Source organism: Cerasicoccus arenae, from assembly GCF_014651635.1.
Taxonomy (GTDB): Bacteria; Verrucomicrobiota; Verrucomicrobiia; order Opitutales; family Cerasicoccaceae; genus Cerasicoccus; species Cerasicoccus arenae.
On sequence record NZ_BMXG01000022.1, the window covers coordinates 1 to 25,728 of the forward strand.

The 25,728-nt window shown below is 51.1% G+C and carries 20 protein-coding genes, 1 tRNA gene, 1 other RNA gene and 1 pseudogene; 16 read left to right on the forward strand and 7 right to left on the reverse strand.

The window, feature by feature from the left end:
* Positions 1 to 30 precede the first annotated feature (30 nt).
* Together IE065_RS18105 and IE065_RS18110 are read left to right on the forward strand one after the other, a co-directional pair.
* A pseudogene (locus IE065_RS18105) lies at positions 31 to 300 on the forward strand (IS30 family transposase); the annotation flags it as partial.
* Positions 301 to 352: 52 nt separating this feature from the next.
* Complete coding sequence (locus tag IE065_RS18110) at positions 353 to 604, forward strand: hypothetical protein (protein WP_229792136.1); 252 nt, start codon at positions 353 to 355, stop codon at positions 602 to 604.
* Between the two features lie 78 nt (positions 605 to 682).
* Here IE065_RS18110 and ssrA read toward each other — a convergent pair.
* Positions 683 to 1,053: a transfer-messenger RNA gene (gene ssrA / locus IE065_RS14750) on the reverse strand.
* Positions 1,054 to 1,279: 226 nt separating this feature from the next.
* Between ssrA and IE065_RS14755 the strand changes: the two genes are divergently transcribed.
* From IE065_RS14755 to IE065_RS14810, 12 genes are all read left to right on the forward strand, one after another.
* Positions 1,280 to 1,795 carry a YbhB/YbcL family Raf kinase inhibitor-like protein gene (locus IE065_RS14755; protein ID WP_189516467.1) on the forward strand — a complete coding sequence of 172 codons (516 nt, stop codon included), beginning with the start codon at positions 1,280 to 1,282 and terminating at the stop codon, positions 1,793 to 1,795.
* A 9-nt stretch (positions 1,796 to 1,804) separates the two neighbouring features.
* Positions 1,805 to 2,671, forward strand: coding sequence for a YihY/virulence factor BrkB family protein (locus tag IE065_RS14760; protein ID WP_189516469.1), 867 nt, complete (start codon positions 1,805 to 1,807; stop codon positions 2,669 to 2,671).
* An 83-nt stretch (positions 2,672 to 2,754) separates the two neighbouring features.
* Positions 2,755 to 3,855, forward strand: coding sequence for a peptide chain release factor 1 (prfA, locus tag IE065_RS14765; RefSeq protein WP_189516471.1), 1,101 nt, complete (start codon positions 2,755 to 2,757; stop codon positions 3,853 to 3,855).
* Between the two features lie 4 nt (positions 3,856 to 3,859).
* Positions 3,860 to 4,744 carry a 4-(cytidine 5'-diphospho)-2-C-methyl-D-erythritol kinase gene (ispE, locus tag IE065_RS14770; protein ID WP_189516473.1) on the forward strand — a complete coding sequence of 295 codons (885 nt, stop codon included), beginning with the start codon at positions 3,860 to 3,862 and terminating at the stop codon, positions 4,742 to 4,744.
* Positions 4,745 to 4,882: 138 nt separating this feature from the next.
* Positions 4,883 to 6,643 carry a phosphoenolpyruvate--protein phosphotransferase gene (gene ptsP / locus IE065_RS14775; RefSeq protein WP_229792137.1) on the forward strand — a complete coding sequence of 587 codons (1,761 nt, stop codon included), beginning with the start codon at positions 4,883 to 4,885 and terminating at the stop codon, positions 6,641 to 6,643.
* Positions 6,644 to 6,857: 214 nt separating this feature from the next.
* Positions 6,858 to 7,247, forward strand: a complete 390-nt coding sequence (locus IE065_RS14780; protein WP_189516477.1) for a hypothetical protein — start codon at positions 6,858 to 6,860, stop codon at positions 7,245 to 7,247.
* An 86-nt stretch (positions 7,248 to 7,333) separates the two neighbouring features.
* Positions 7,334 to 9,322 carry a hypothetical protein gene (locus tag IE065_RS14785; RefSeq protein WP_189516479.1) on the forward strand — a complete coding sequence of 663 codons (1,989 nt, stop codon included), beginning with the start codon at positions 7,334 to 7,336 and terminating at the stop codon, positions 9,320 to 9,322.
* 125 nt (positions 9,323 to 9,447) lie between these two features.
* Positions 9,448 to 9,537, forward strand: a tRNA-Ser gene (locus IE065_RS14790).
* 88 nt (positions 9,538 to 9,625) lie between these two features.
* Positions 9,626 to 10,027 (forward strand): DUF6538 domain-containing protein, encoded by a 402-nt coding sequence (locus IE065_RS14795; RefSeq protein ID WP_189516481.1) that lies wholly within the window; start codon positions 9,626 to 9,628, stop codon positions 10,025 to 10,027.
* Between the two features lie 148 nt (positions 10,028 to 10,175).
* Positions 10,176 to 11,237: a LacI family DNA-binding transcriptional regulator gene (locus IE065_RS14800; protein WP_189516483.1), complete on the forward strand. Its 1,062-nt coding sequence runs from the start codon at positions 10,176 to 10,178 to the stop codon at positions 11,235 to 11,237.
* A 193-nt stretch (positions 11,238 to 11,430) separates the two neighbouring features.
* Complete coding sequence (locus IE065_RS14805; protein WP_189516485.1) at positions 11,431 to 12,174, forward strand: PEP-CTERM sorting domain-containing protein; 744 nt, start codon at positions 11,431 to 11,433, stop codon at positions 12,172 to 12,174.
* A gap of 201 nt (positions 12,175 to 12,375) precedes the next feature.
* Positions 12,376 to 13,218 carry a PEP-CTERM sorting domain-containing protein gene (locus tag IE065_RS14810; protein WP_189516487.1) on the forward strand — a complete coding sequence of 281 codons (843 nt, stop codon included), beginning with the start codon at positions 12,376 to 12,378 and terminating at the stop codon, positions 13,216 to 13,218.
* Positions 13,219 to 13,939: 721 nt separating this feature from the next.
* Here IE065_RS14810 and IE065_RS14815 read toward each other — a convergent pair.
* The gene (locus IE065_RS14815; RefSeq protein ID WP_189516489.1) at positions 13,940 to 14,077 is read right to left on the reverse strand and encodes a hypothetical protein; all 138 of its coding nucleotides are present in this window, start codon (positions 14,075 to 14,077) and stop codon (positions 13,940 to 13,942) included.
* A gap of 2 nt (positions 14,078 to 14,079) precedes the next feature.
* Between IE065_RS14815 and IE065_RS14820 the strand changes: the two genes are divergently transcribed.
* Complete coding sequence (locus IE065_RS14820) at positions 14,080 to 14,388, forward strand: hypothetical protein (protein ID WP_189516491.1); 309 nt, start codon at positions 14,080 to 14,082, stop codon at positions 14,386 to 14,388.
* Between the two features lie 33 nt (positions 14,389 to 14,421).
* Here the strand turns inward: IE065_RS14820 and IE065_RS14825 are convergent, their stop codons facing one another.
* Positions 14,422 to 16,863, reverse strand: coding sequence for a glycoside hydrolase family 16 protein (locus tag IE065_RS14825; protein ID WP_189516493.1), 2,442 nt, complete (start codon positions 16,861 to 16,863; stop codon positions 14,422 to 14,424).
* Positions 16,864 to 16,875: 12 nt separating this feature from the next.
* Positions 16,876 to 18,279, reverse strand: a complete 1,404-nt coding sequence (locus tag IE065_RS14830) for a GH1 family beta-glucosidase (protein WP_189516495.1) — start codon at positions 18,277 to 18,279, stop codon at positions 16,876 to 16,878.
* A gap of 233 nt (positions 18,280 to 18,512) precedes the next feature.
* On the opposite strand from IE065_RS14830, the gene IE065_RS14835 reads away from it, so the two are divergent.
* A complete protein-coding gene (locus tag IE065_RS14835) occupies positions 18,513 to 20,279 on the forward strand; it encodes a GH1 family beta-glucosidase (protein ID WP_189516497.1) in 1,767 nt (588 codons plus the stop codon).
* A 295-nt stretch (positions 20,280 to 20,574) separates the two neighbouring features.
* Here IE065_RS14835 and IE065_RS14840 read toward each other — a convergent pair whose 3' ends face one another.
* From IE065_RS14840 to IE065_RS14850, 3 genes are all read right to left on the reverse strand, one after another.
* Complete coding sequence (locus tag IE065_RS14840; protein WP_189516499.1) at positions 20,575 to 20,874, reverse strand: hypothetical protein; 300 nt, start codon at positions 20,872 to 20,874, stop codon at positions 20,575 to 20,577.
* 240 nt (positions 20,875 to 21,114) lie between these two features.
* Entirely contained in the window at positions 21,115 to 21,852 is a 738-nt protein-coding gene (locus IE065_RS14845; protein WP_189516501.1) for a hypothetical protein, read from the reverse strand.
* A complete protein-coding gene (locus tag IE065_RS14850) occupies positions 21,828 to 25,412 on the reverse strand; it encodes a hypothetical protein (RefSeq protein ID WP_189516503.1) in 3,585 nt (1,194 codons plus the stop codon). The genes IE065_RS14845 and IE065_RS14850 overlap by 25 nt, the downstream gene beginning before the upstream one ends.
* Positions 25,413 to 25,728 lie beyond the last annotated feature (316 nt).

Genomic DNA, 25,728 nt, shown 5'->3' on the forward strand with positions numbered 1-25,728 from the left:
AAGCACAGCCCGGAGCAGATCAGCGGTGCGCTGCGGCGGGAGGGCCAACGAGCTCCTTCACGCACGAGCATCTACACGTTCACCCGGGCTGCCCGCGACCGTGGCGGACGGCTTTACCTGCACCTGCGCATCAACGGCAAACGCCGCTATCGCCACAAGAACAAAACCAGCCGCAGCAAGCTTCCAAACCGCGTGGGCATTGAGCAGCGCCCGCCCATCGTGGGGCGACGTGAGCGTTACGGCGACCGGGAGTGCGACCTTATCGCGAGTTGCCGGGGCGGTGGCTATCTGCTGCTGAGCCTGTACGAACGCAAGAGCCGCTACGGACGCCTGGTGCTGCTGCCGAGCAAGGATGCCACGGTTGACCGCCCAGGCTATCATCACGGCCCTGGCTGGCTACTTTTGCCAGCCCTACCACTCCTGGGAGAAAGGCGGCGTCGAAAACTTCAACGGACTCGTCCGCCAATACTTCCCCAAGGGAACCAACTTCCTCGATGAGGGCGAGGCTAGCCTCGCCCTCATCGAAACCGAACTGAATCAACGCCCACGCAAGACCTTGCACTTCCTTTCACCCAACAACCTACAACACAGAATCGCCGCTTGACCCACTCGACCCAACATAACGAATTATTACCTAGCTGTTGGAATTCACGGTGTATTGAGGATTACGAAGGGGTTAAAATGGTGGAGGTGGCGGGAGTCGAACCCGCGTGTCCGGAGGTTTCAATTATAGCGTCTACAGAAATAGTCAGTTGTTTGAGTTTGGGGTCATGGCGCGAACTGACACGCTACATGAACCCGATTAACCTGTTTATTACGGTTTACGACCGGTCACCCGCCGCAAACTATACTCGCTAGCTTACGCCTCATTCCCTTAACGAGCATCCGGGGTGAGACGTGACTGAACTAAGCAGCCAGGAGTTCGCCTTGTGGGGCGAACTCGACGATGTTTTTTTCGCCATTTGTAATGTGATGGATTTGGTAACGGAGCCAACCATCATCTCCGTCCTGCAGCCATAACCTACAGCTCCGAGTCGAATCCGGAACACCCCCTTTGATTGGGGAGGCATGACTTTAGCCTCTCAAAGATCAAGTGAAGAATATCTATCACAATTCTCATGAAGTCAAGGTTGACTAAGCAGTTACTTGTAAATCGAATTCTTTACCTGCTTTTTGAAGGAAGCTCAGGGCGCTTTATGTGGAAGGCTCTTGAGCTAAATCTACGATTTTAAAATCACCAGACTTGCATCCAACACATAAATTTTCATATCAATCGTATATGTTTTTTGGGGGTAAGCGTGCATGTGTGTTTGGTGGTCTGTTCTTGTATGGGGGCAAGGCCTTAGCGCTTAGCCTGCTTTCACCCGCTTTCACAGATGGTGGGGTGATTTCCAATTTATATGCGGATGCGACATCAGAGGTTTCACCTCCGCTGCAATGGCGGGGAGCTTCTAGGCGAACGGTTAGCTATGTGCTGATTGTCGATGAGCCCCGCGATTCGGGCCCAAATGTTGTTCATTGGGTCATCTATAACATCCCGGCATCTTGGTCTGATTTGCCGGAGGATTTTAATGTGGAATCGGATGAGCGTAGAGAATCGGTGCAGGTTGGCCTTAATAGTTGGGCAAAAACTGATTGGACTGGAGTCGAGTTAAAAGGTGCTCAGTTGCATTTTCAACTGATTGCGATAAACCGTTTTTTAAAGTTTAACGACTCGCCAGATGCATTGACTGTTTTGTCTGCGATCGAAGATTATATTGTAGACGAGGGCGAAATCTCGGCTACGTGCCCATAGAGTGTCTCGATGCTTGCTCCTAAGGTGAGAAGTGGCAGGGTCATCGACATGAGGCGCTGGGGCAAATTTCTGTTACGCGTGGTGGCACGTTGGATGCAAGCAGATGGGTTTGGCCTGTCAGCATCGATTTCCTTTTACATGCTGTTTTCGTCCGCCCCTTTGATTGTCTTTGCTTTGATGATTGCGGGGAAGTTTCTCGGCGAAGAGAGCGCTCGGAAGGCGGCGGCTGATTGGCTGAACGGCTTTATGTCGCAAGTCGAGGCTGCTGCACTGATCGATATGGTCCGGCCAGACACATTCGAGAGACAGGGGTGGCTGTTGGCTGTAGTATCTGGGCTGACTTTATTTTGGGCCGCCACTCTTATCTTCGTAAGAATGCGAATCAGCGTGAATGCTCTTCTGAAGATCAAAAGTAAAGATATGCGGCAAGCCGTGAAGCGAAGTTTGCTGGGTCGCTTGAATGCCTTCGTTTTTACATTGGCTGCCGGATTGATCTTTGTTGCTGGGATCTTGTTAACAGCGATAGCGCCAAAGGTCTTGTCGCTCTTTTTATCTGATAGCACTGTTTGGATTCAATTCGCGATAGACGTGATTAACGGCTTGCTTGTTTTTATAGCAGTATCGGCGATTATGAGGCTCTTGGCAGTGCATCCGCCGAGTTGGCGGGCGATTTTAATCGGGAGCCTGTTCGTGCTCGTAACCTTTGAAATCGGTCGTGTCTTGGTGAATGTCTACCTAGGTAAAAGCGAAATAGCGTCTGCATATGGGGCGGCTAATACACTCGTGGTCTTTCTTCTCTGGATTTACTATACAGCGCAGATGCTGCTGTTTGGCGTCGCAATTGCGGGAACAGTGGACTCCTCACGTAAGGAATAACGATGCCGTTTATCCAAATTTCTTGCTAAGCCGACGGTGAGTCGCTTGCTTATCTTGTTTCGCCGGAACCCCGGCCAACGATTATGGAAGGCATCCCCGATATTGACCCTTTTCGCGCAAGGCGCGCCGAGCTTGATAAGCTCATGGCGCAGCCGGATTTCTTTATGGACCAAAGGCGGGCCAAAGACATTTCCCGCGAGCACACCCACGTATCCAATCTGATCCGGCTTTACGACCGGCTAGCCAATCTTGAGCGAGAGTTGGATGAGAATAGGGAAATGGCCGAAGACACATCTGCCGATCCCGAGTTACGCGAACTCGCGATGGAAGAAGTCACTTTAGGCGAGAGCAAATACGATCAATATCGCGAAGACCTGCTTCTGGCAATGCTGCCGCCTGACCGAACCGATTCACGCAACACAATTGTTGAAGTCCGTGGTGGTGCAGGGGGGGATGAAGCCAATATCTTTGCTGGTGACCTTTACCGGATGTATCAGCGTTTGGCTGATCGCCAAGGGTGGAAAATTGAGACGATGGGCATGAACGAATCCGACGTAGGCGGCTTTCGCGAAGTTGCCTTTCTCATCTCCGGCGAGGATGTTTACAAGAGGCTAAAATACGAAAGCGGTGTTCATCGTGTGCAGCGCGTCCCGGCAACAGAATCTCAAGGTCGTATACATACCTCGACAGCGACTGTGGCCGTGCTGCCAGAGGCGGAGGAGGTGGATGTTGAAATCCGCCCCGACGATTTGGAAATCACGACTTGTCGGGCCAGCGGTGCTGGTGGTCAGCATGTTAATAAGACCGAATCCGCCGTCCAGCTAACCCACATCCCGAGCGGCATCATGGTCTACTGCGCGGATGAGCGTTCGCAGATGAAGAACCGTGCTAAGGCAATGAAGGTGCTCCGCTCGCGTTTGTTGGAGCGAAAGCAGAAGGAAGAAGCCGACAAGTATGCTGAGTACCGAAGGAGTCAGATTGGTACTGGGGACCGCTCTGAGCGCATCCGCACCTATAATTTCCCTCAAAGCCGCCTAACGGATCACCGCATTGGGCTGACCGTGCACAGTCTGACAGCGGTCATGGATGGCGATCTGGACGAGATCATTGATGCCCTTGCGACGGCCGATACTGCCGCACGCCTCAAGGCGCTACTGGCAGAAAATACGGCCCGCATTTCTTAGTCCCATGTCGAGCCTAACCCTGTTGTCGCCGGCAAAGGTCAACCTGGTCCTCGCCATTACTGGCGTTCGAGCGGACGGCTTTCATGACCTTGTCAGCTTGGTCGCACCCGTTGCTTTCGGCGATCAGGTAACTGTCACCTTGACGAACGAGGGGGGGGGGGACCAACTGACTTGCGATTTTCCAGGAGTGCCGACAGATAGCACAAATCTCGCTTTGCGCGCGGTGGAGGCCTTTCGTCGTCGGCATCCATTTGAGGCCTCAGTGAGAGTGGATCTTGATAAAAAAATCCCGGCAGGAGCTGGGCTAGGGGGGGGGAGTAGTAATGCTTCCACGGTGCTTTCTTCGATTAATGAACTTTTGGACAAACCATTGACTATCAATGAGTTGATCGAAGTCTCGTCGGAGCTTGGATCGGATTGTCCGCTCTTCCTTGCTCAAAAGCCCGTAATTATGAGGGGGCGAGGTGATCAACTGGAGTCTCTGGCAACCGCCGCAGAGGAGGCACTTTCCGGGCAGAGACTGATTCTCTTTAAGCCGAGTTTTGGGGTTGAGACGGGCTGGGCATATGGGCGCATGAAGGCTAACGGAACTTGGTATTGCCCAGCGACCGAAGCCGAGGCAATGCTGGCCGAATGGCAGGCCGGGTCAGATTTATGTAAAGTCCCTTTGTTCAACAACATGCAACAGGCAGCCTTCGAGAAATTTCTCGCATTGCCGGTGCTTTTAGAGCTGATTCGGGAGCGCCATGACGCCCGTTGTATTATGAGTGGCAGCGGCAGCGCTTGCCTCGTTTGGCTGGAACCAGATATGGCGAGCGAATCGATTATTGCGACGATTCAGGAGTGCCTGGGAGAGGCTGCTTTCTGGGTGGAAACGTCCATTGCTTAATCGATTGATTCGCCTAAATCATACCTCTTTGGGGCTAAACGGATTTATCTTGCCTGTATCGTATTGACGATCAGTCTTTTAAAAATAACAGAGCTGTTTGTATACCCCTTTTGAACTTTTTGCTGAATGGAATCGGAAATGCCTAAAGAGATCGTCTTGGACGGTATCGCCGCCTCTCCGGGCGTTGCGCATGGCTTAGCTTTCGTTATCTTACAGAAGGAGTTAGAAATTCCTGTCTATGAAATTCCGGCCAAACAGCTGGAACATGAAAAGGAGCGGTTTGAAAAAGCACTCCTTGAGGCTCGTCGGCAAATAGCCCAAATACGACACGAAATTGCGGAACGCCTAGGCGAAAATGAAGCCCGCATTTTTGACGCCCACATCATGGTTTTGGAGGACCGTGCGCTGATCGAGGAAACTCTCCGCGAAATGGAGGATACCGCCTATAACGTGGAATATTGCTTCCGCGAGGTCAGCAACCGTTTCATTGAGGCTTTTGAGTCCCTACAGGACGATTACCTGAAAGAGCGTGTTAAGGATATTGAGGATGTTTCCCGCCGAGTCTTGCAGATCCTTCTCGGGCAGACTCAACGCAATTTAATGGAGCTGGTTTCCGAGCGGATTATTGTCTCGGAAGACATCACTCCGTCGGAGGCTGCTGGCTTTGATAAAAAGAAGGTATTGGGTGTTTTAACGGACTCCGGCAGCCGGACGAGCCATGCGGTGATCATGGCCCGATCAATGGGTGTGCCTGCAGTTGTCGGCCTGCACAATGCATCCGAACAGCTTAATAATGAAGACTATATACTGATCGATGGCTACGACGGTATTGTCATCATCAACCCGACCGAGGAGACCCTTTTCCGTTACGGGGAGCTGAAAAGCGAGCGCCAGACGATCCAACGCGTATTTGAATCTTCGGCGCTCTTACCTGCGACAACGGCTGACGGTCATCGGCTGGAAATCGGCGCGAACATTGGCGGTCCGGAAGACTGTGAACGGGCCATTGAGCGTGGGGCAGAAGGCGTGGGCCTTTACCGCACCGAATCTCTCTACATGCAGCATGATTCCTTCCCTGATGAGGAGGAGCAGTATGCTGCCTATCGTGAGGTAGCTGAGACTTTGGCCCCGCACCCCGTTATTTTGCGGACACTGGATCTGGGCGGTGATAAGCATTTGTCTGACTATTTTGTGCAGAACGAGAGCAATCCCTTTATGGGCTTTCGGGCGATACGCTTTTGCCTGGAGCATCGGGAATTGTTTAAGGATCAGCTCCGCGCCATCCTGCGGGCTAGCGCAGTCGGCAATGTGAAGATCATGTATCCGATGATCAGTACGCAGGACGAACTCGTGGCGGCCAATCTCCTGTTGGAAGAGGCTAAGAACGAATGTCGGGAGCGGAATCAGAAGTTTGATGAAAAGATCGAAGTCGGTGCAATGATTGAGATCCCTGGTGCCGCCTACACGTGTGACTTGCTTGCCGAGCACTGTCAGTTTTTCAGCATCGGCACGAATGACCTGATCCAATACCTGCTCGCGGTGGACCGTGTTAATGATCGTATTGCGCATCTTTACGAGCCGAATCACCCTGCGGTGATCCGCACGCTCAATACGATCATTTCGACGGCGAACAAGCACAATATTCATGTGGGAGTTTGCGGCGAAATGGCCGGTGATCCGATCTATGTCCCGTTACTTTTTGGTCTTGGGGCCAACGAGATCAGCGCGACGGGCACGGTATTACCCGAGATTAAATATCTTATCCGCAAGATGAAGCTTTCCGATGCTCAGGCACTCGCCAAAAGGGTTCTCAAGGAATCGGACCCGTATGCGATCAAGCTCTTGTTGACTCGTTTTTATGAGGCGCAGATGAGCGATGTGCTGGAGCCGATCGACTAACGCTCTATTAGCAGGCTGACCGATGGAATCGCGAGGATTCGTTTCTCTATTTTGGTAATGAAACGATGATGGGCGCTGTATGTCATTTATTCACAGATCGCTTTCTGTTAATCTTTTTCATTTGTATTACGCCATCATTTCACTTGGCATGGTGTGCAACTTTCCGTAACCCTCACGGTTTAAGATGCTGGCACAACCGCAGCCCAACCCCAGAATGACCGACATAAAAGCTCACGCAGGAAAATTTAACGCCGTCGCCGGAATTGCGGCGTTGGTCCTCGCAGCTGCGATTATTATCGTGCTGGTGATCGCCTTGAAGGGCGGTAGCACATCGCACCTTGAGCCATTTCCCACCACGGACTATCTACAGTCTCCACAGAATTTTTTAGGTAATTCCTACCGAATCGACGCGCAAGTCGAGTCAATGCTCAGTTATCGTCCCGGTGTCGGCCGTCTGCTGGTCGTTAAGACTGATGGCCGTCCAGTGCCGGTGTTTTTGCCAGAAGGCTTGGCCGACAGTATTCACACGGGCCAACGTTACAACCTGGGCGTTAGTGTCCAGGACGGTGGCCTGATTTACATCAACGAGCTTGAGAAATATTAACAGTTTCCTGGTTTGAATCCAGCTGGGACAGTGGTTAGTGTGTTGGAAAGATTTTCGCCAAACCAGGATTCTTAATTAGATACGCCATGAAAAAGCCAATCGCCGTTCTTGCTCTTCTGTCCACTTCTTTGCTTTTCGGACAGGCTTACGATTCATCTTCTGGCGGAGGCGGCTCACCAAATTTTTTTGGCGGAGGCGGCGGTAATGGTGGGTCTAGTGGCTCCGGCGGTTCCAGCGGCGCTGAGAACCAGAATAACGTGATGAACGTCGGTTCCGGCGCGGGCTTATTTGAGAGCCAGACCTCGGAGAATATGGCCGACCGCGTGTTCAACGTCGACAGCGATTCAGTCAATTTCGAAGACGGCACTTACAATTGGAAGGGCCGCACTTTTAATGTGGGCAACAACCGTGTCGCCCGCGCCCGCTTCGAGCGCTATCTAGCCACGCCCGACCTGAATACCAACGATGAGATTTATCTAGGTATCCTTCAGCGCATCGCGCAGCTCTTGTCTCTCGTTGGCGAAGATAATATGAAGGACACAGCAACGCTGTCCGACGAAGTCTTTCAAGCCTGGCAAATGCTTTTTAAGGCCGCACGTTATGAAATGGACCAAGGCATTTCCATTACCGTGGCCAATCAAGTTTACAATGTCTGGCGTATTCGTGACGAAAACACCAGCCTGACGCGAGCACGTCAACTGATGGACGAAGAGATGGAAGATGCACAAGGGCAGTTACTCTCACAGAGCGCCCAAGAGGAATATGAGCATGAGCAGCGGCAGCGTTTGAAATCTGAAGGTCGCCATACGGGCCAAGCTTATGAGGGCGTAACGGACACAACTTTTGGTGCTCAAAAGTTGGTCAATATTCAAACCCAGATGGCCGCGATGGAGACGCTGAAAGTCGCTAATGGCCAAGTTGCCAAGCTTCAGTTCCAATCGCAGATTGTAAACCTGCTTCTAACGCGCCGTTTTGAGCATTGCATGATCGCATCGCAGTTTTACCGCTTTGCCTTCAAAGGCTCTCACCAGACGATCACTGTGGGTGGTGAGGAGTTGGGCGCATTTTTGCCGGTATCCGACTTTACTCCAACGGTTGAAACCGTGGAGTTGCTCGCCCGTGAGGCTCAGGCTGACGTGCGCATTGGCATGAAGACGGTGGATAGCCTTTACGCCAGCAACGAGCTTTTTGGTGCATTGGAACGCCTTCAGGAGACCTTCTTTCTGGGTGAATACGAACCGGATGTACTCCAGTTCCCCGCCGAGAAAAAGCGTAAGCTGCTCGATCTTTATCGGAAAACCCGCGAGCTCCAAGTACTCATCGACCACAAAGACTATGAAGGCATTGAGCGTGTGACCGCTGAGGCCAAGGAACTGGCTTATGATTTTCCCGCTTCGCAAGTGCTTTCCGGAGTGCAGTCAGTCCAGCGAATGAGCAATCTGTCCTTAATGGCTGCTCGCCAAGCCGTAGGGCAGGGCGATTTCGCCAAAGCTGAGACCATGCTGGAGCGCGCTACTGGCCTCTGGCCGCAGAACCCCGCAATTCGGTCATATATGTCTGATATGGCCGACAAGGCGGATGTGGGCACGCAAGCCTCGGTCATGTTCGATGAGATGTATAACCGCAAGGACTACCGCGCCATTTATACAGAAAGCGCCAACTTCAGCGGCGCACTTATTAATGACTCCGTTCGTCGAGAAAAACTCAAGGAAGCCGTGGACAAAATTGCCCGCGTGGACTTCCTCATTGTCGGTGCCCAAGAGTTGGACGGGCAGGGGAATTCATACGCCGCATGGGAGATTCTCGCCGACGCAGAAAAGATCTATGCCGACGACTACGTTCTTGCCCGTGCCCAGGCTAAACTAGCCCCGCGAGTCGCTGATTTTGTGGGCGCACTGGATCGCGCCGAACAAGCAGAAGCAAAAGGTCAATTCGCCCTGAGCCTGACACGCTATCTTGAGGCCAAAGAAATCTATCCGACGTCCAAAATTAGCCATCATGGCATCGAGCAAATGAGCGAGAAGGTCATGGATGGTATCCGCCCACCAGCAAAAGCCGCGCCTTCTGACAGCTAGTTGGCACGTGTTGGCCAAGTTCTATTTGGAACATACGAAAAAATCTTGCAGGCTTTTTCTTATACGGGCTTGACGGAGCGATGATGCTTTAGCATACACAACCCTTTGACTTTGCCAGTCAGCAAGGAGAGGTGACAGAGTGGCCGATCGTGCTTCCCTGGAAAGGAAGTGTTGTGGAAACGCAACCGAGGGTTCGAATCCCTCCCTCTCCGCCAAATTCCTCTAAGTTATTGGCAGCCAGCGCCAAGCCTTTTAAACAAAGGGATTCAGGCTTGAGTGTTACACAAAACCTATGTGGAACACATGCCAAAGCGACCAGACGGCCTAGTAAATCGAAAAGGCAGCAAAATCTTTTATTGCCGTAAGCGGGTGCCGGAGAAATTGGTTCCAATTATCGGGCGGAAGAAGTTCATGGTTTCTCTGAAAACCGCCGATTACCAAGAAGCAAAGCGAAAGCTGCGTTCAGTTAAATTCGAGATCGAGCAGAAGATCGACGCCGCAGAGCAAAAGTTGGAAAGGTCAAAGTCCGCACAGCCTACCGCGCTACTCGATGAGGAAGTCAAGGCCATGGCCATAGATTGGTTCATTAAGCATGAACAAGACTTGGATCGTAAATACCGAAACCTACAGCCCAAAAATATCGGAGCAGCTGTTGATGGCCTAAGGGCGAATTTGGAAGGACAGCCATGCACTGGCAAGATGTAGATGCACCCTTAATTGAGGTAAGCTTTTTCGACTTTTGGGAAACCGTCTGGCAGACATAAACTGCGGCGATGCGCTGTTGTCATGGTTTTGGGTTAAGTTCCTTCGCTTTTGCCTGACAGTCCGTTTTTTGTGAGCTATGGTTCCTCTCATGGGACGACCGAGCACAGGTATTACAGTCCGCGAACTGGCACGGTTGGCGGGGGTTTCGCGGCAGACAGTATCGGATGCCTTGCGGGGCACCGGGCGAGTGGCCGCCGCCACGCAAAAACGGATCCGCGAACTGGCGGAAGAATTCAGATACGCGCCAGATCCGCTCATTTCGGCGGGATTGGCCCAGATACGCCGCAAGAGTCCGCAGCGAACCAAGGCGGTTCTAGGTTACGTGGAAACGGGCAGCACTCCAGACCTTACCGGGATCCACGAATCCTACCGCAGGCTCTATCAGGGAGCTCAGGAGCGGGCGGAGAATCTTGGCTATCTGCTCGAGCGGTTTTCGATTGCGGATCCAAACATCAAACCGAAAGGTCTGCAGAAGATACTTTTCGCACGGGGAATCCGAGGCTTGGTCATCCTCTATATTGACGACTGGAACAAAGATCCGGCTCCGCTTCCACTCGATCTCAACCAATTCGCGGCAGCCACCATCGGTGCTCGTCTGCGAACTCCGGCCCTCCACTTCGCGATGGCTGACGAGTTCGCCAACACGCAACTCTGCATTCAATATCTGACCGATCTCGGCTACCAACGGATCGGCCTCGCCCTTCCGAGTCCGCTGGACCGCTTGATTGAGAACCGGATCAGCCATGCCTACTACGGGTGGCAACAGTCGAAGTCGGCGGGAGTGCGTTTGCCTGTGTTCGACAACCGGGTGACCCAGTTCGAAAGCACTGCCAACGCTTATCGTAGCTGGATCGACAGATGGAAGCCGGACGCCATTATGTCCTTCCCTCAGGGGCGATTGAACCGCCATCTCGGACTCCGCTTTCCCGAGCAGGCCGGCTTCGTCCACCTCGACCGCAACCCATCGAATTCCGGCATCGCCGGGATCGATCAAAAACACGAGGCCACCGGAGCCGCCGCAGTGGACATCGTTGCCAGACTCCTCGCCCTCGGCGAAATCGGACCTCCCTCCACCGCCCACGGCACCCTGATCGAAGGGCGATGGGTTGCCGGGGCCACTGTCGAAGAGCAGGGCCGAGCCTCGAAGTGAAATGTACTGCAACCTGACCGGTCGCGTCGTCTTTTGTCCGGCGTGATTCCAGAGGTGACGGGAGCACACTATGGCTGGCTGACTGTCAGGCAATTGTTTGATATTAATATGCTTCCAAATTCGCGCTTTGTTACTAAACTACTAAATTCGTTTAGATCTGCTGCCAAAAAGAACTCTAAAGAGGATAATCCCTATGAAAATCATTAGAACGCTCCCAGCCATTGCCGTTTTGCTTGCTACCGCCTCCACCAATGCGGTGGTTCTTGGCTACTCGAACAACTTCTCCACCAGCGTTGCGGACTTCACCGAAACCACCGATGTGCAGTGGACGCTTGGCAGCGGTGTGTACACCAATGCATTTACAGCAGGCGGTGCCACTGCCTCGAGCGCCACGGTTAACGTAACCGACTTGGGACCAGTCGGCACCGACTGGTCCATTTCCACAACTTTTTCGATCTCGACGTTGGAGTCGGGTATGACGTTCGGGTTCGGTGCGCTCGGGACTAACACGGCCTTCAGCGGGGGCGCTGGAAATCCGTATTACCTCGCGGATGTCAACACTGCAGGATCGGTGCGAATTCTTGAGATTGCCTCCTCACCCGCGGACCTCGGCGGCACCAAGACGAGCCTCCCTGATGGCGGGCTGCAGACCGACACCAATTACACGATGACTCTCTCGGGAACCTACTCGGGAGGCACACTTACAATGGATCTCAGCATTACCGACGGCGTGAATATCGGATCTGTCATCGGCGCAACGGACGCCTCGTCCCTGACAGGCCAGAATTTCGGTTTTCGTAATCGGATTCCAAACGCCGGAACTTACAGTGTCAGCTACGACAATTTCAGCATCGTCCCCGAACCGGGGAGTGCAGCACTGATTATGTCTGCCTGTGTCGGAATGCTGCTGATGATGCGCCGTCGTCGCCGCGCATGACTGGTTCAGACACGATTTTTGGGTTGCGCCGGCGGCAGGCGACTCGTTCTTCTGCCGGCTTTTTTATGGTTTAGCGTGCATGACGGACTGTCAGGCAATTCTCCATGGCAATAAGATTTCAAATTTTCGCTTTGTTGCTAACATTTCGAATCAGTTAAAAAATCTGCCGCCAAAAAACAATCACTAAAATCAACACCCCTTATGAATATCACACACAAATCCCTCGTCATTGCCGCAGTCTCTTGCGCACTCACTCAGTCTAGTTCTGCAGAACTGCTGTCTTATTGGAATTTCAACAATATCGATCCCGTCTATAATAGCGGCACGCTCGGTTCCTTCGACATTGACGCTGCTGCCTACGGCGAGGCCTACTCACAAGTTGACAACGCGACTCCCGGCACTCTCGCCAGTAATACCAGCAACAGCACAGTATTTAACGGTGCTGGCATCAACATAGACTTCGCCAATATAGCAACGATTGCCAATGCCACTATCAACGGCAAAGCGGCGACGTCCTATACCAGTCAAAATATTACTGGCGGCAACGCTGGTTATGGTGTGTTTACAGACTCCACGTTAAATCGCGTTGGCACTGACTCCACAACCGGCGGCTCCCTCATTTTCTTGAATCCTTCGGCTAATATGAACGGCAAATACATCACCCTTTCGCTAAGCAGCGTGGGGTATGACACGCTCTCCTTGACTTATGCCACACGCCGTACCTCTGGCATGAATGCCAGAGATGTCTGGACATATAGCACTGATGGCATCGTCTTCAGTGACCTCTCTACCCCTGGCTACACCAACGGTACTAGCAGTTTCGCGACCACGACATTGAATATCTCAACGCTCAGCTCCAACGTCCTCGACAATCAATCTACCTTCTACCTCCGTTTGAATTTTGATTCTTCAAGTACCACCGGGAGCTACGCCTATGACAATATCCAGTTGACTGGCAGTACCATCCCCGAGCCGACGACTGCAGCACTGTTTATGGCTTGCAGTGCCGGGGGGGTGCTGCTGCGCCGTCGCCGCCGCGCATAACTGGTTCAGACACGATTTTTGGGTTGCGCCGGCAGACGACCTCGTTCGTTTGCCGGCGTTTTTTAATGGTTCGTTCAGTCTGCGTTAAGCTCGTTGAATACGGCGAGACTCAGGGGGGACTTGTGCTGACGTATGGAGTCGAAACCAGTAGCGACAGTCAGGTTCTCTGATTTCACGGAAACGCCCAACGGATGCTCCGCATTAGGCGGGGCTGCAAGCGCGGGGATTTATCCTACAGGTGCGCCGTCAGTGGATGGTATTTTTCACACTGTGGGTTCAGACTCCAGAGGAGTAGGATTACGGATCGACGGACTCACGGCAGGTAATTACGAAATTTATTTAACGGGTAAAAATACGAACGCATCGCCCGCATTGGAGATGCGATTATACGCTGCAGCTGGAGCGTCGGATACCTCGTTTTCATTTGGGACATCCTCACTCGTTCAAGTTGAAAATTCTCTAGTGAACCGATGGTTTGAGAGCTAAGCGGTCGTTTCAAAGTCGAGCTGGCTGCCGCACAATCGCCTTATCTAGTCGCGGATGGGGGGAGTTCGGGACTTGAGGGGCGTGATTTTATGAACACCGCAGAAATTATCCGTATGGACGAGGGGCATGCTAAGCGCCCCAACATTCTATTTATATTTTCAAATGATATGGGCTACGAGACCGTGGGTGGTCTAGCTTACGCAATTAAGTCCGCTTGAATTTTTAGTCTGGCGCATTAGAAAGTGAGCAGATTATGAAAGGCAAACGATACACCACAGAGCAAAAAATCCGTGTTCTTCGTCAGGCTGAACAGGCCGACGCCACCATTTAGGATGTCTGTCGCGAGGCAGGCATCAGCGAACAGAGTTTCCATCGTTGGGAACGCGAGTTCGGGATGATGGAGCTGGATCAGGCAAGCAACTGAAGGGGTTGCAAAAGGAAAACGCTCGGCTCAAGCGCATGCTTGCCGATGAGATGCTCGGCAAAGAGCTTCTAAAGGAGGCACTTGAAAAAAGTTATGAGCCCGGGCATAAACGCGAAGTTGCCGAGGGTCTGGTTGAGCAGGGTCGCTGCTCGGCCCGGCTACTGCCTCTCTGCGCCCAAGCCTTGACTTCCTCAACAAACCTATATCAACACATCAATCAACCTGCTAGACTAACGAATAAGGTGGAACAGTTTGCGTAGTGAGACCAGGTCAGTTAAGCTGCGGGGTTGATTCTACAGGCGTGACTTTAGCTGCCAAGCGCGTGTGTAATCGACCTCCATCGATACAGGAAGATTTGCATCGTCTGTATCATTGGTCGCCCAGCCGCCGATTTGAACATTGAACCTTAATGTAGCTGGCGCATTACTGACGCGCTCGCTGATTTGCTCGGCGACTTTTTTGCCGTCGACATACCAAGTGAGTTTGCCCGGTTCCCAGAGGAGGCCGTAGACGTGATAGCCGTCTTCAGTTGGGCCGTAATAAATCTGAGATGTGCCCCATTGTTTGTGCTCGGGTCCATAACCATCCCAGTGAGTGGCGACACTATTGCGGCCGGGGCCCCATTCGGAAAGGATTTCCATGATGTCAATTTCCATCGCACCGTTACCAGTGTGACGACGTTGCCACTCGTCCAGACCGCTTTCTTCACCACGGTCGGGCATCATCCAGTAGGCGGGCCAGAGACCACGCACGTAGGGCACTTTAATCCGGGCTTCGAAGTAACCGTATAGTTGCGCCCACTTATCATAGGTCTGGATGAGGCCTGAAGTATATTCGCGAGTGTCCAGTTTCGGATCATTGTTTTCGTGACCGAAACGTTTTTCAACGATAAATGTCGCGACGCCGTCGCCGATGATGACGTTTTCAGGGGCATAGCGTTGTTTTTGTCCCGGCTGAGGACCGTCCCAGGGGAAGCGTGGTGACCACAGTGATTCGTCGAGTGTATCGCCGTCGAAATTCTCGTCTAGAGTCAAGACCCAGTCACCCTCGACTGGGGGGCGTCCCCCGAGCCATTCAGGCAGGACCGCTGGTATATTGCGATCTTCCGGCTTCGTGAAGGATAGCTCATTCGCAGCGTCGGCTGGACTACCACTCGCACGAAGGTCGGATAGGATCAGAGTGGTATCAGCCTTCGGGCGAGCGACGAATACTTGAATCGCTTTGATACGAGCCGATTTCAACGGATAGGCGGGTGCTCCGTTTTGTTGTCCAAAAGTCAGATTAAGTGTTTTGCTTTCGCCTGCGTCGATTAACAGGTTCTCCGTGTTCCACGGCTCATCTTTCCATGCTCCAGGATTATCGACACGCATGGAAACCTTAAGCTTAGAGTTTCCGGGGTTGGTGACTGTGACCTGAATGCCACCGAAAGCACTTAGGTTCCAACCGCCCGAAGGGATAGGGAATTGAATGTTCGGATAGCCCTTAGCTTTGTTAAATGTGGCTTTAATTTTGCCATCTACCAGAACTGCAGAGGATTCGCTGAAATTGAATCCCGACAGTCCGTTTTTTTTCAAATCGAGTAGATTGCCATCGATAGAAGGAGAGAAGGTAGCGTCGACACCGATTGCTGTAGGTTTGGTTGCTGCAGACGTCGTTGCTGAGTCTCCGCTGCCGAAGGGAACCAGATTACGGACGAGAATGGATGCATCAGCCTTGGGGTTGGAAACATAGAGCTTGATGTAGTTTACCTTCGAGCGATCCAGTGCGTATCCAGAATGGCCATGCGATTGGCCGAAGATCACCTTGACTGGCATAGTTTGGCCAGCGTCGATCCAACTATTACCGGTGTTCCAAGGTTCCTTTCTCCAGTCGCCTGGGTTGGCCACGCGCAGAGCGACGTTTAGTCGAGAATTTCCCGTATTGGTGATCTCAGCTTGGACACCTGCAAACTTAGAGAGATCGATTTGACCTCCGGGGAGTGGGAAGTCGATGCCCGGGTAGTTGTCATCATTCGGAAAGACTAGCTTGAGCGCAGAGCCTTCGACTGACAGCATTGGGTTACCCTCTGTTTTAATAGCGCTAATGTTATCGGCCGTTGGGACGAAAATTGGTGAGCCACTTTTTGCTGTGATGGATGCTGCGGGTGCTGTTGTCGCTGCTGCGGGGGTGCTGGTCGGAGTGCCTTTGCCAAATCCCTCAATGGATTTAATTAGAATGCTTCCACTTTCGTTCGGTTTACTGACGAAAAGCTTCACCGCACTGATAGCACCACTATTGAGCGGGTATCCCGCCTGTCCAAAGGATTGGCCGAAAGTCACCTGCAAGCGTTTGGAGTCGCCCGGAGCGATCCAGACATTGTTGCTATTCCAAGGCTCTTTTTCCCAGTCTCCGTTGTTTTCGGCCCGCATACTGATGTTGAGACGCGAGGTGCTGGTATTGACGATTTCAGCTTCGATTCCTGCGTAGGTGGATAGGTTCCACCCGCCGGTAGGCACAGGGATATTAAATCCTGGGTATGATTTACTCGCCGGGAATTCGACGCGTAAGGTTTTTGAGTTCTCCGTATCGACGATGGATAAGGTCGGGTTGTGTTCGGTCTTGAAGCTCGTGATGTTCGTCGATGCGGGCGTCAAAAGCTCTGCCGTTTCGGGCGTCGTTTGAGCTGCGAGGGGGAGTGTTAAAGCAAAAAATAGAGCCAGTAGGCTCTGATTTAGAGGTTGTTTTATGGATATCATGTTGAAGTAAATTTAGGTGTATGCGAGGGGAGGCGTTGTGGAAACAACCGGTGTATCGTGTAGAGTGGCACCGTTAGATTGGATGACATCTCGATACCAGTAAGCAGAGTCCTTGAGTGTACGAACCTGAGTTTCGTAGTCGATATGAATGAGTCCAAATCGATGTTTGTAACCTTCGGCCCATTCGAAATTATCCATGATCGACCATTGGAAATAGCCGCGCACATCGACGCCGTCTTTAATGGCGCGTTCTAAGCCGAGTAGGTAGCGTTGCAGGAAGTCGATGCGATGTGTGTCATGCACGCGACCATCCAAGGAGACCCAATCGGGCATCGTCAGACCGTTTTCCGTGATGACGACGGGCAATTTATAGCGATCAGAAAGGTATTTTGTGCCCCAGTAAAGCGCATCGTCGGATCGCTCCCAGAGGAAGTGTGTGTGCGGTCCGCCAACATCTTTTTCAACGAGGATGGGTTTACCGTCGGGACCCGCTTTGGTTGCTTTGCCGTGGTAGATATTGCATCCATAAAAATCAAGCGGTTGCTGTATAATATCGAAATCGGAATCTTTGAAGTGTGGCAGATTTTTTCCGTAAGCCTGAAGACCTTGCTCTGGATAGTGTCCTAGAATAGGCGCGTCACCCCACCAGCGATTATTCCAGCAATTATCCGCCCAAACTCCGTCCATCACCGCGTAGGCGGCTGCGATGTCTTCAGGCTTGTCGCTTGTAGGATAGTTTACGCAACCAACCGGTGCCCAACCAATTTGTGGTGCTGTTTTGGCACGTGCACGAATGGTTTGCACGGCAATCCCATGGGCAATTAAAGAGTTGTGCCCAGCTTTCAAAACCTCACGCAAGCCGAGCTGTAGCCCGGGGGCATGCTTGCCGTCTGAGTGGCCTAAACCGATAAAGCATTGCGGTTCGTTGAGAGTGATCCAGTGGCTCACTCGATCAGAGAGTCGATCCACGATGACTGCAGTGTAGTCCGCAAACCATTGTGGGCTATCAGGGTTGAGCCAGCCACCACGGTTGAATAATTCAGTGGGGTAGTCCCAGTGAAACAGCGTGACCCAAGGCTGGATGTCCGCGGCTAAGAGTTCGTCGATCAGGTTATCATAGAAGGCCAAACCTGCTTCGTTGATTTTGCCCGTTCCGTCGGGCATGACGCGTGGCCAAGAAATGGAGAGTCGGTAGGCTTGGAGACCGACCTGAGTCATTAATCGAACGTCATCTTTATAGCGATTGTAGTGATCGCAGGCAGTGTCGCCAGTATGACCATCCCAAACTTTGCTTTTTTGGTGGGAGAGCATGTCCCAGACGGACTCGCCTTTGCCATCAGCTTTCCAGGCTCCTTCGATTTGATAGGAAGCCGCAGCGGCACCCCAGGTGAAATTTGTTGGGAATGAAGAACTCATTTGAATGTGGGTAATGGTAGAGATTTAATCCGCGTCGTGATTGTCTCCGCGGTGATTAGAATAGCATTTTTTTAGATATGCTGTTAGGGGTCTACTGATTAACGATGTGTCCTTTGCTGATTAGTCTTTCTTTAACACGAATTTTTAGGTTCATGATCGAGCAGTATTTGACAAGAGATGGGAATTTCTTGTTATTTCATGCTTGTTGTTCCATTCTGGTTATTACCCCTATTATGAAAAAAGACCCAACGCTGTTTCCTGAAGATTTTATCTGGGGGGCATCGACTTCCGCGTATCAAATTGAGGGCGCGCATGATGCCCAGGGTAAAGGAGCCTCGATTTGGGATTTATTTGTTCAGAGGGAGAACCGTATCTGGCGGGGCCAAAATGGTCGAGTTGCTTGTGATCACTATTATCGATTTAAGGAAGATGTTGCGCAGATGCGACTTATGGGACTGAAGGCGTATCGTTTCTCACTTTCTTGGGCGCGAATATTGCCGGACGGAACCGGAACGATTAATGAAGCTGGGCTAGCCTATTACGATGCATTAATTAATGAATTGCTTGAGAATAATATAGAGCCGTGGGTGACGTTATTTCATTGGGATTTGCCTTACGAGCTGTTTCTAAGGGGGGGGTGGTTGAATCGTAGTAGTCCAGAATGGTTTTCTGAATATACGAAGGTCGTTGTAAGTCGATTTTCAGATAGAGTGGAACGCTGGGTGACGATTAATGAACCGCAGTGCTTTATCGGTTTAGGTTACCGGGATGGGACGCATGCACCTGGGTTGAATCTAAGTTTTGGGGAATGTTTGATGGCTGGGCACAATGCGCTGTTGGCGCACGGACGATCAGTGCAAGTCATCCGTGAAAATGCGAAACGAACCCCGATGATTGGTTGGTCGCCGTCAGGTTCGGTCTATCGTCCAGGAAGCAATCGGCTGGATGACATTAGCGCCGCGCGCGAAGCGACCAGTGCGATTTACTCCGACAATGTTTGGAATACTCGCTGGTGGTCGGATCCTGCCATTCTCGGGCATTATCCTGAGGATGGGTTGAAGGTCTATGAGAAAGCATTGCCGAAGTTTCCAGCAACGGATTTTGAGATCATTCAACAACCGCTCGATTACTACTGCTGTAATATTTTTCAGGCCACGCCGGTACGTATGAGTGATGAGGGCACACCTGTGGCGATACCCCTGTCTGATGGAGAAGATATTTCACTTTACGAATGGTCGCAGAACCCCGACTGCCTCTACTGGGGGCCACGTTTCATTCATGAACTCTATGACTTGCCAATAGTGATCACTGAAAACGGTTGTTCGACCTCAGATCGCGTCAGTTTGGATGGCGCTGTTCATGATAGTAACCGCACTGATTTTATGGTTGGGCATTTGCTTTCACTGCGTAAGGCAATGGATGATGGAGTGGATGTACGCGGTTACTTTCATTGGTCTTTACTGGACAACTTTGAGTGGCATGAGGGCTACAAGCACCGTTATGGTTTGATACATGTAAATTATGAGAATCAAGTTCGGACTTGGAAAGACTCGGCGTATTGCCTTCAGGAGATCATTAGTTCGAATGGCAATAGTTTGAAGGAGTTTTTGCATTCTGATTCAGAGCCTGTCCCATATGTGGTTAAAGAAGCGAAGCGTTATATTGATTTGAATCTGTCCGAAACCTTTAATGTCAAAACGATTGCGGTTCATTTAAACTGCCACCCTGATTTTCTGAGCCGCCGTTTCAAGCAATATGTGGGGACGAGTCTGAGTGACTATATCCGGCGTTTACGCTTAGAGTTTGCGCGAAACTTGTTGAGAAATGCTGATGTTCAGATCGGTGAGGCCGCAGATCGTGCTGGTTTTTCGGATCGTATCCATTTCAGTAAAGTATTTCGCAAAGAGATGGGGATGACCCCGAGCCAATATCAGCAACAGTTTCGCGTGGTAGAGGGGCAGCCTGTTGTCGAAGTTTCGAAGAATCCGAGGCTGACTTAAGCGTGGATGGTGACGGTATACTATTCGCCGGATACGCAGGGGAGGAAATCATTTCGATCCATCGCGATTCCGTTCACAGTCATGCCTACGGATTCTCTCTGGACTTCCATGCGGGCGGTAAGCATGGTTTCACTTTAAGCCCTTTGATTTCCGGTTTAATATTATACACGTAGCTGAGCAGTGCTTTGTAAAACCAACCGGCCGTGCCATAGCGATAGGTGTCCTTAATCGCTAGATAGCTTTTGCCGAATACGTAGGGCTCGCAGTCCAGTTTGAAGTAGCTGCGTTCAACATTTCACCAAAAAGCATCGACGGAATAGTAAGCTTGTGGCGTGGATTCGGATGCCATCTCCTGTAGGGTATAGAAAAATAGACGGAGGTTTCTTCTTTGATCGCTGTGGTTGGACAAGGTGACTGTCCATATTTCACAGGTCTGTTGCTTGGGCACAAAAATTCTAAATGATGCAGCAATATCATTATTTTTCTGCTTAATTACAGAATACCCCATGCCGTGTGTGCAGGTGTATTCATCCGAAGGTGTCAGGCCGTTGATATTCCAGTAGTTACCCTTATCGATATCGCTGATAAAGAACATCCGTTCCGGAACCGCTTGCTTGCGGTTGCCAAGTCTGTCCTGCGAGAAAACCTGTCCTTGGCAGGTTTGAGATACTATCGAAATGCGTAGTTCTCATTACATAGGTAATTATACCAATGGCTCGGTGTTCTTGTCGCTTTTATGATGAACTCATAGTCAATTGTCACTGAATTGTCCGTAAGTAGTCATTTAATGCCCAAATAAATTGATTGTCCTGAGTGGTTCAGGATCGTGATGAGCTTAACGGATATGTTGAACGCCAAACTCGTCGGTGTGGATTCGTTCTCTCATTTCGCGGTCAATTATTCCAAGTGGATTGAGGTCGCGTTTAGATGGTGGGATATCGACTAGAAAGAGCGTGGTGCGATTGTTGATGCCTGTTGTCTGAGGAGCTGAACGGACGACTAGCCAACCTTCGTCTTGATCATTGGCAGCAACTTTTAGCCACGTCTTTGAGGTGTCAGGATAGGGAATGCTACCAGACTCACCTGTGTTCAGGAGTATGTCTGTCTCTGCAAGTTGCACCGCAAGTTGACGTTTTGAGAAGTTATAAACGCGATAAGTATTTGCTGGGAATTTTTCCAGTGAGTGATCGAGCACGACTGTTTTATATTCAAGAGCGGACCCCGCGGGGTTTTGGATGAGGAGGATGATGTAGGGGCCGCCGTCTGATAGCTTTGCCTGTGCCAATGTGGTTTTAATAGGGGGCAGGTTTGGGTCCTTTGGGTTTGGTGTTTCTTTGTAGAATACGACATCTCCATTTTTAGATGCGGGATACAGCCGAGAAAACGAACCAAGGCTGGTTCTTAGAATGATTGGCTCTTTATCGATATCGAAAAGCACGGTTTCGAACGATGACATTGAGAGCACTCGGAATTCAGGTGCGTCTTGGGGAACTGCCTGCGCAGTTCGATGTGATAGCAGCAGGCAGAAGAAACTGATAAGTGCAAGAGTTAGATGTCTGATGCTGAGAGCCATTGGAGGGATATGATTTTGAATTTTCGACCGAGTGATTGATTGATACTTCCGTCTGCTGGAACTTCATAAGCCTCAAGAGAATCGTCCAAGTATTCGGGGAGACGTTGAACAACGGCTTCGCACCAAGCTTGGGCTTCGACTGCTTGAGTCATTTCATTGACGGTTTCACCGTAGGTTCGAATCGTGAAGGTGTCGGAGCGGGCAGTCAGTCCGGCTCCGATCTTGGCGAGAATGTCAGCTTGGGTGATGTACTTTGGAGCAAAGGCAGAGCGATTACTGACAGGGCTTGAGGGCGCATCGGCTCCTTCAAGTAATGCTTTGTCGTAGGCTCTGGTATACTGTGAGCTTTGGTTGTGCTTGATGCCGTCACCTGTGGCGAGTTCGTCCTCTTCCCAGAAAGTGTTCGCCCCCGCGTTATTTGCTGCAAAATCACCAGATTCAGTGCGGTCAATCGCAGCTTGGAGTGGTCCTTTGAAGTTTTCGTGCTCCCAAGATGAATTGGTCGCCTGAGGGTCTCCGTTATCCGTGTTCGGGTTGTCGTAGATGCGTCGATTGACGAAGTCGGCGACGGAGACGAATGGGCCACGATTGCGAATTTCAGCGACGATATTACGGGCGAGTTGGGCAATCTGGTTCTCATCCAGGGTACGATAGCCTCTCCATGGGTCGTCGGGGTCATCATCGCCGTACGGACGGCTAAAGCGTGGGAAAGAGGCATTTAACTCTGGATTGGTGCTAGAGTCGGTGTTCTCCGGTATGAAATCAAGATTGTTGCCACCGCCGAGGGCGGCTCGCCACGCTTGTTCGGATGTCGAGTTGATGTTAAAGCCACCTGCCATAAGCAGGTGAGCCGCTGAGAGGTCTGGATCTCGCAGGGTATCGTCTGAAGGGGCTCCGTAGCGCAAGTAACGTGGGTTTGCGAGCTGATCAGGTATCGCGGTTCCTGTGTCGGCTGGCACGGTCGAGAAGTAATATTGATCCCATAGGGTGCGGTTGAGCAGATAAGAAATGTCATAGTATGCATTCATATCCCTCCTTAAAGAATAATTGTTGTCCGTAGTTATCTCGTCAATGCGTGTCAGTTGATGCCCGGTGATTTCTGGGTTTTTGCTGTGCAGGTGATAATCCGCCAAACTATTTCCAATTGGATAAGAGGGATAGCTGCCGAAAAAGGATAAGTTGGCGTGTTGGAGTTGCCCAATCGAGAAGATATCTTGATCTTCGTAGGAAAACTCAAAGAGCATCGCATCGACAGCAGTGTTGCCGTTTATTGAATCAAACCCAGAGCCTGCAGAAATCCGCTCAGGGGTTGATGACGCTGCGTTAAATTTCTGCCACTTTACATCTTTTGAGGTCATGCCTGATGTCGCAATGTAGAGCACGTTGAAATTTTGATCTCGCATCGTCCGTCCTGTTCGCGTCGCCCGCATGTTGCCTTGAGCAATCCAGCGGGTAGTGAACATATGTTGGTTTTCATTGAATCGAGCGGTTAGACCTGCGCCAGAAAACAGGGCATGGCCTAATACGACATACGCTGGTTCATCAAATGAGTCGTATTCGAGCGGATCTTCCAGTTGAAGGATCTGATCCGCTTGGCTATCGGTCCAGTCTATCGACTGGTGTGTGTTATACCAACGTCGGTCAAACTTGTCACCAGGTTCGGCACTACTGGATGGATTTTTTAAGCGGTCGTGAGCTGCGTTAGTTGAACCACCAAGCGTCCAGCTCGCGTAGTATATGTGGTCGGCCTCGACAGGCTCGCCTAGATACATGTTCCAGCCTCCGTTGCTTATTAAGCTGGAACCTGCCGTAGCTATGAGTTGATAGGCAACGTTCTCTTCGCCTGCTTCAATTAATAGGTTGGGCCTCTTACCAGAACCTGTCTCTTTGAATGGGACCGTTACATATGAATATTTATTGGGTCCCTGATTTTTAAGTATATTTTTCTGAGTATAACTTTCCCCTTGAGAACTTTCTGGTAGTGAAAAGATTAAGCTTTGACCAGGAGGGATATCTGGGCAGTCGAGCCTAAAACGAATGAACATTTGTTGATTTTCATGATCACCAAGCCTCGAAAAGTCGAGGTTCTGACTCGCGTCAACCATATCGCCATCAGTCCCAGTCGTTTTTTGGACTTTCACACTAACGTTATGTGTCGGATAGCATCCCACTTCGTAAGTGGAAGCCTTGATTGTGAAGTTATATGGATTCCATAGAATCACCAGTGGGTAGAGCTTGAGGAAGATGTTGTCTCCTGCTTCAGCTTCGAAATTACCACTGGACTTGCTTAGCCCCATGGAGAAGCCCATCGAGTTGTATGTAAGAATGGGCGCAATTCCGACGTGGTCCTCAACTCCATTTGTGTTGACTGCGATTCGATCCGACTTGTCATGTGCAGGTAGTATTGGGTCGAGTGATCCGGAGCTTGGAATGCGTGTCTGGTAGTAGGATCGTAAGTGTTTCCAGGTAGGCATTCCGTAGTTTTCGGAAAATCCCCCCGTGGCTTCTGAGTGTCGTGGCCAGAGGGTGTTGGCGTCTAAGGTTGGGTCACTGGAGGAGGGGCTGTAGCTCTCATCCAACATTATGCTTAGATCGCGTTTGAGTCCGCCTGCATAGGTGTCAGATAAGACTGAGAGCGAGTACGGGGTGACATCGTGGAAGCGATATTTGAGTGCGGCATCCATCGCATCTGTATCGTTGGAGATCAGTGCGGTTTGGGCTGAGGAAATGATTGAGCTTAGGGATTGATCAGGCGTGTAGAGTGTGTCAATGAGATGGTCGCTCAGAGGAGAGCTTGTCCAATCGTCGTTATCCAGTGCCATGAGCTCGATTGCAGCACGTTCGGAGTTTGAAAATGCGTTACGTTGTTGTTCGAGTTTTTCCGAGGATGACAATGAACTGTCAGTTCCAGCCTGAGGTAAGTTGATGCGAGCTTTCATGCCGTCGTCACTGATCCACCAAGCATAGCGGTTGCTGATGCCGCCACCAGCTTCGATGTCCACGGCAGGCGCGACCACGTAATCAATGGGGGTATTGGAGTTATCGAGGGCAGATGTCACGCTGTTTGAGCCGACCAGAAGGCGCGCGGGCTGAGCGGTGCCTGATGTATCAGTGATGGTGATACTGGTGTCCGTTGCTGAGGTCGATGCAGTGAGCCCATTGATCGTCGCAGAACCGGGGCGGAAGTTGAGAGCGGTTGCGGTGTCGGGGTAGCCTGTGATTTGCCCTTTGCTACCGACATCGCCGGATGTCCAGCTTGGATTAAAGGCTGTGGTTTCGTTACCACTGATCAACCAATTCAGTAGGCGAGCGGGTGAGCCCTTGCTTGATATGTTGCTTAGATCCGAAAGCTCAGTTGCGATGGTCTCGGGAGGTGTTGCATAATCGGCTGGTATGGAACTTCCGTAAGCGCCGATCCAGTGAGAATTACTCGCGTTAGCACCATTCTGGAGGTCGGCACGAGCAGTGGTGCGTTGATCCGGCCCGACGTATTTTTGCAACTGCCCAATGGCCATATTCAGTGCGAGCAAAGCACTCTGCTTTGCTCGCGCTTGTTTCATCGCCCTCGAACTTGATTCCACTTCGAGTTTAGTAAGCGTGGCAATTGATAAAAGTAAGACGAGAACGAACGCCATCAATGAGAGCGCAATGACCAAAGCGAATCCATTTTCATTTCGCTGGCACAAGCACCGCATGCGAGAATTGGGCTGGCTACTATGTTTTTGGAGCATATTGAAAGGGGTATTTTGACAGGTGGGACTTGAATTACCAAGCACATGTATAATCAACTTCTATTGCGTCCGGTAAATTTAAATCGTTGATATCGTTCGTCGCCCATTCTGTATGGCGTTCTTTAATTAGAAATCATGAATGAGA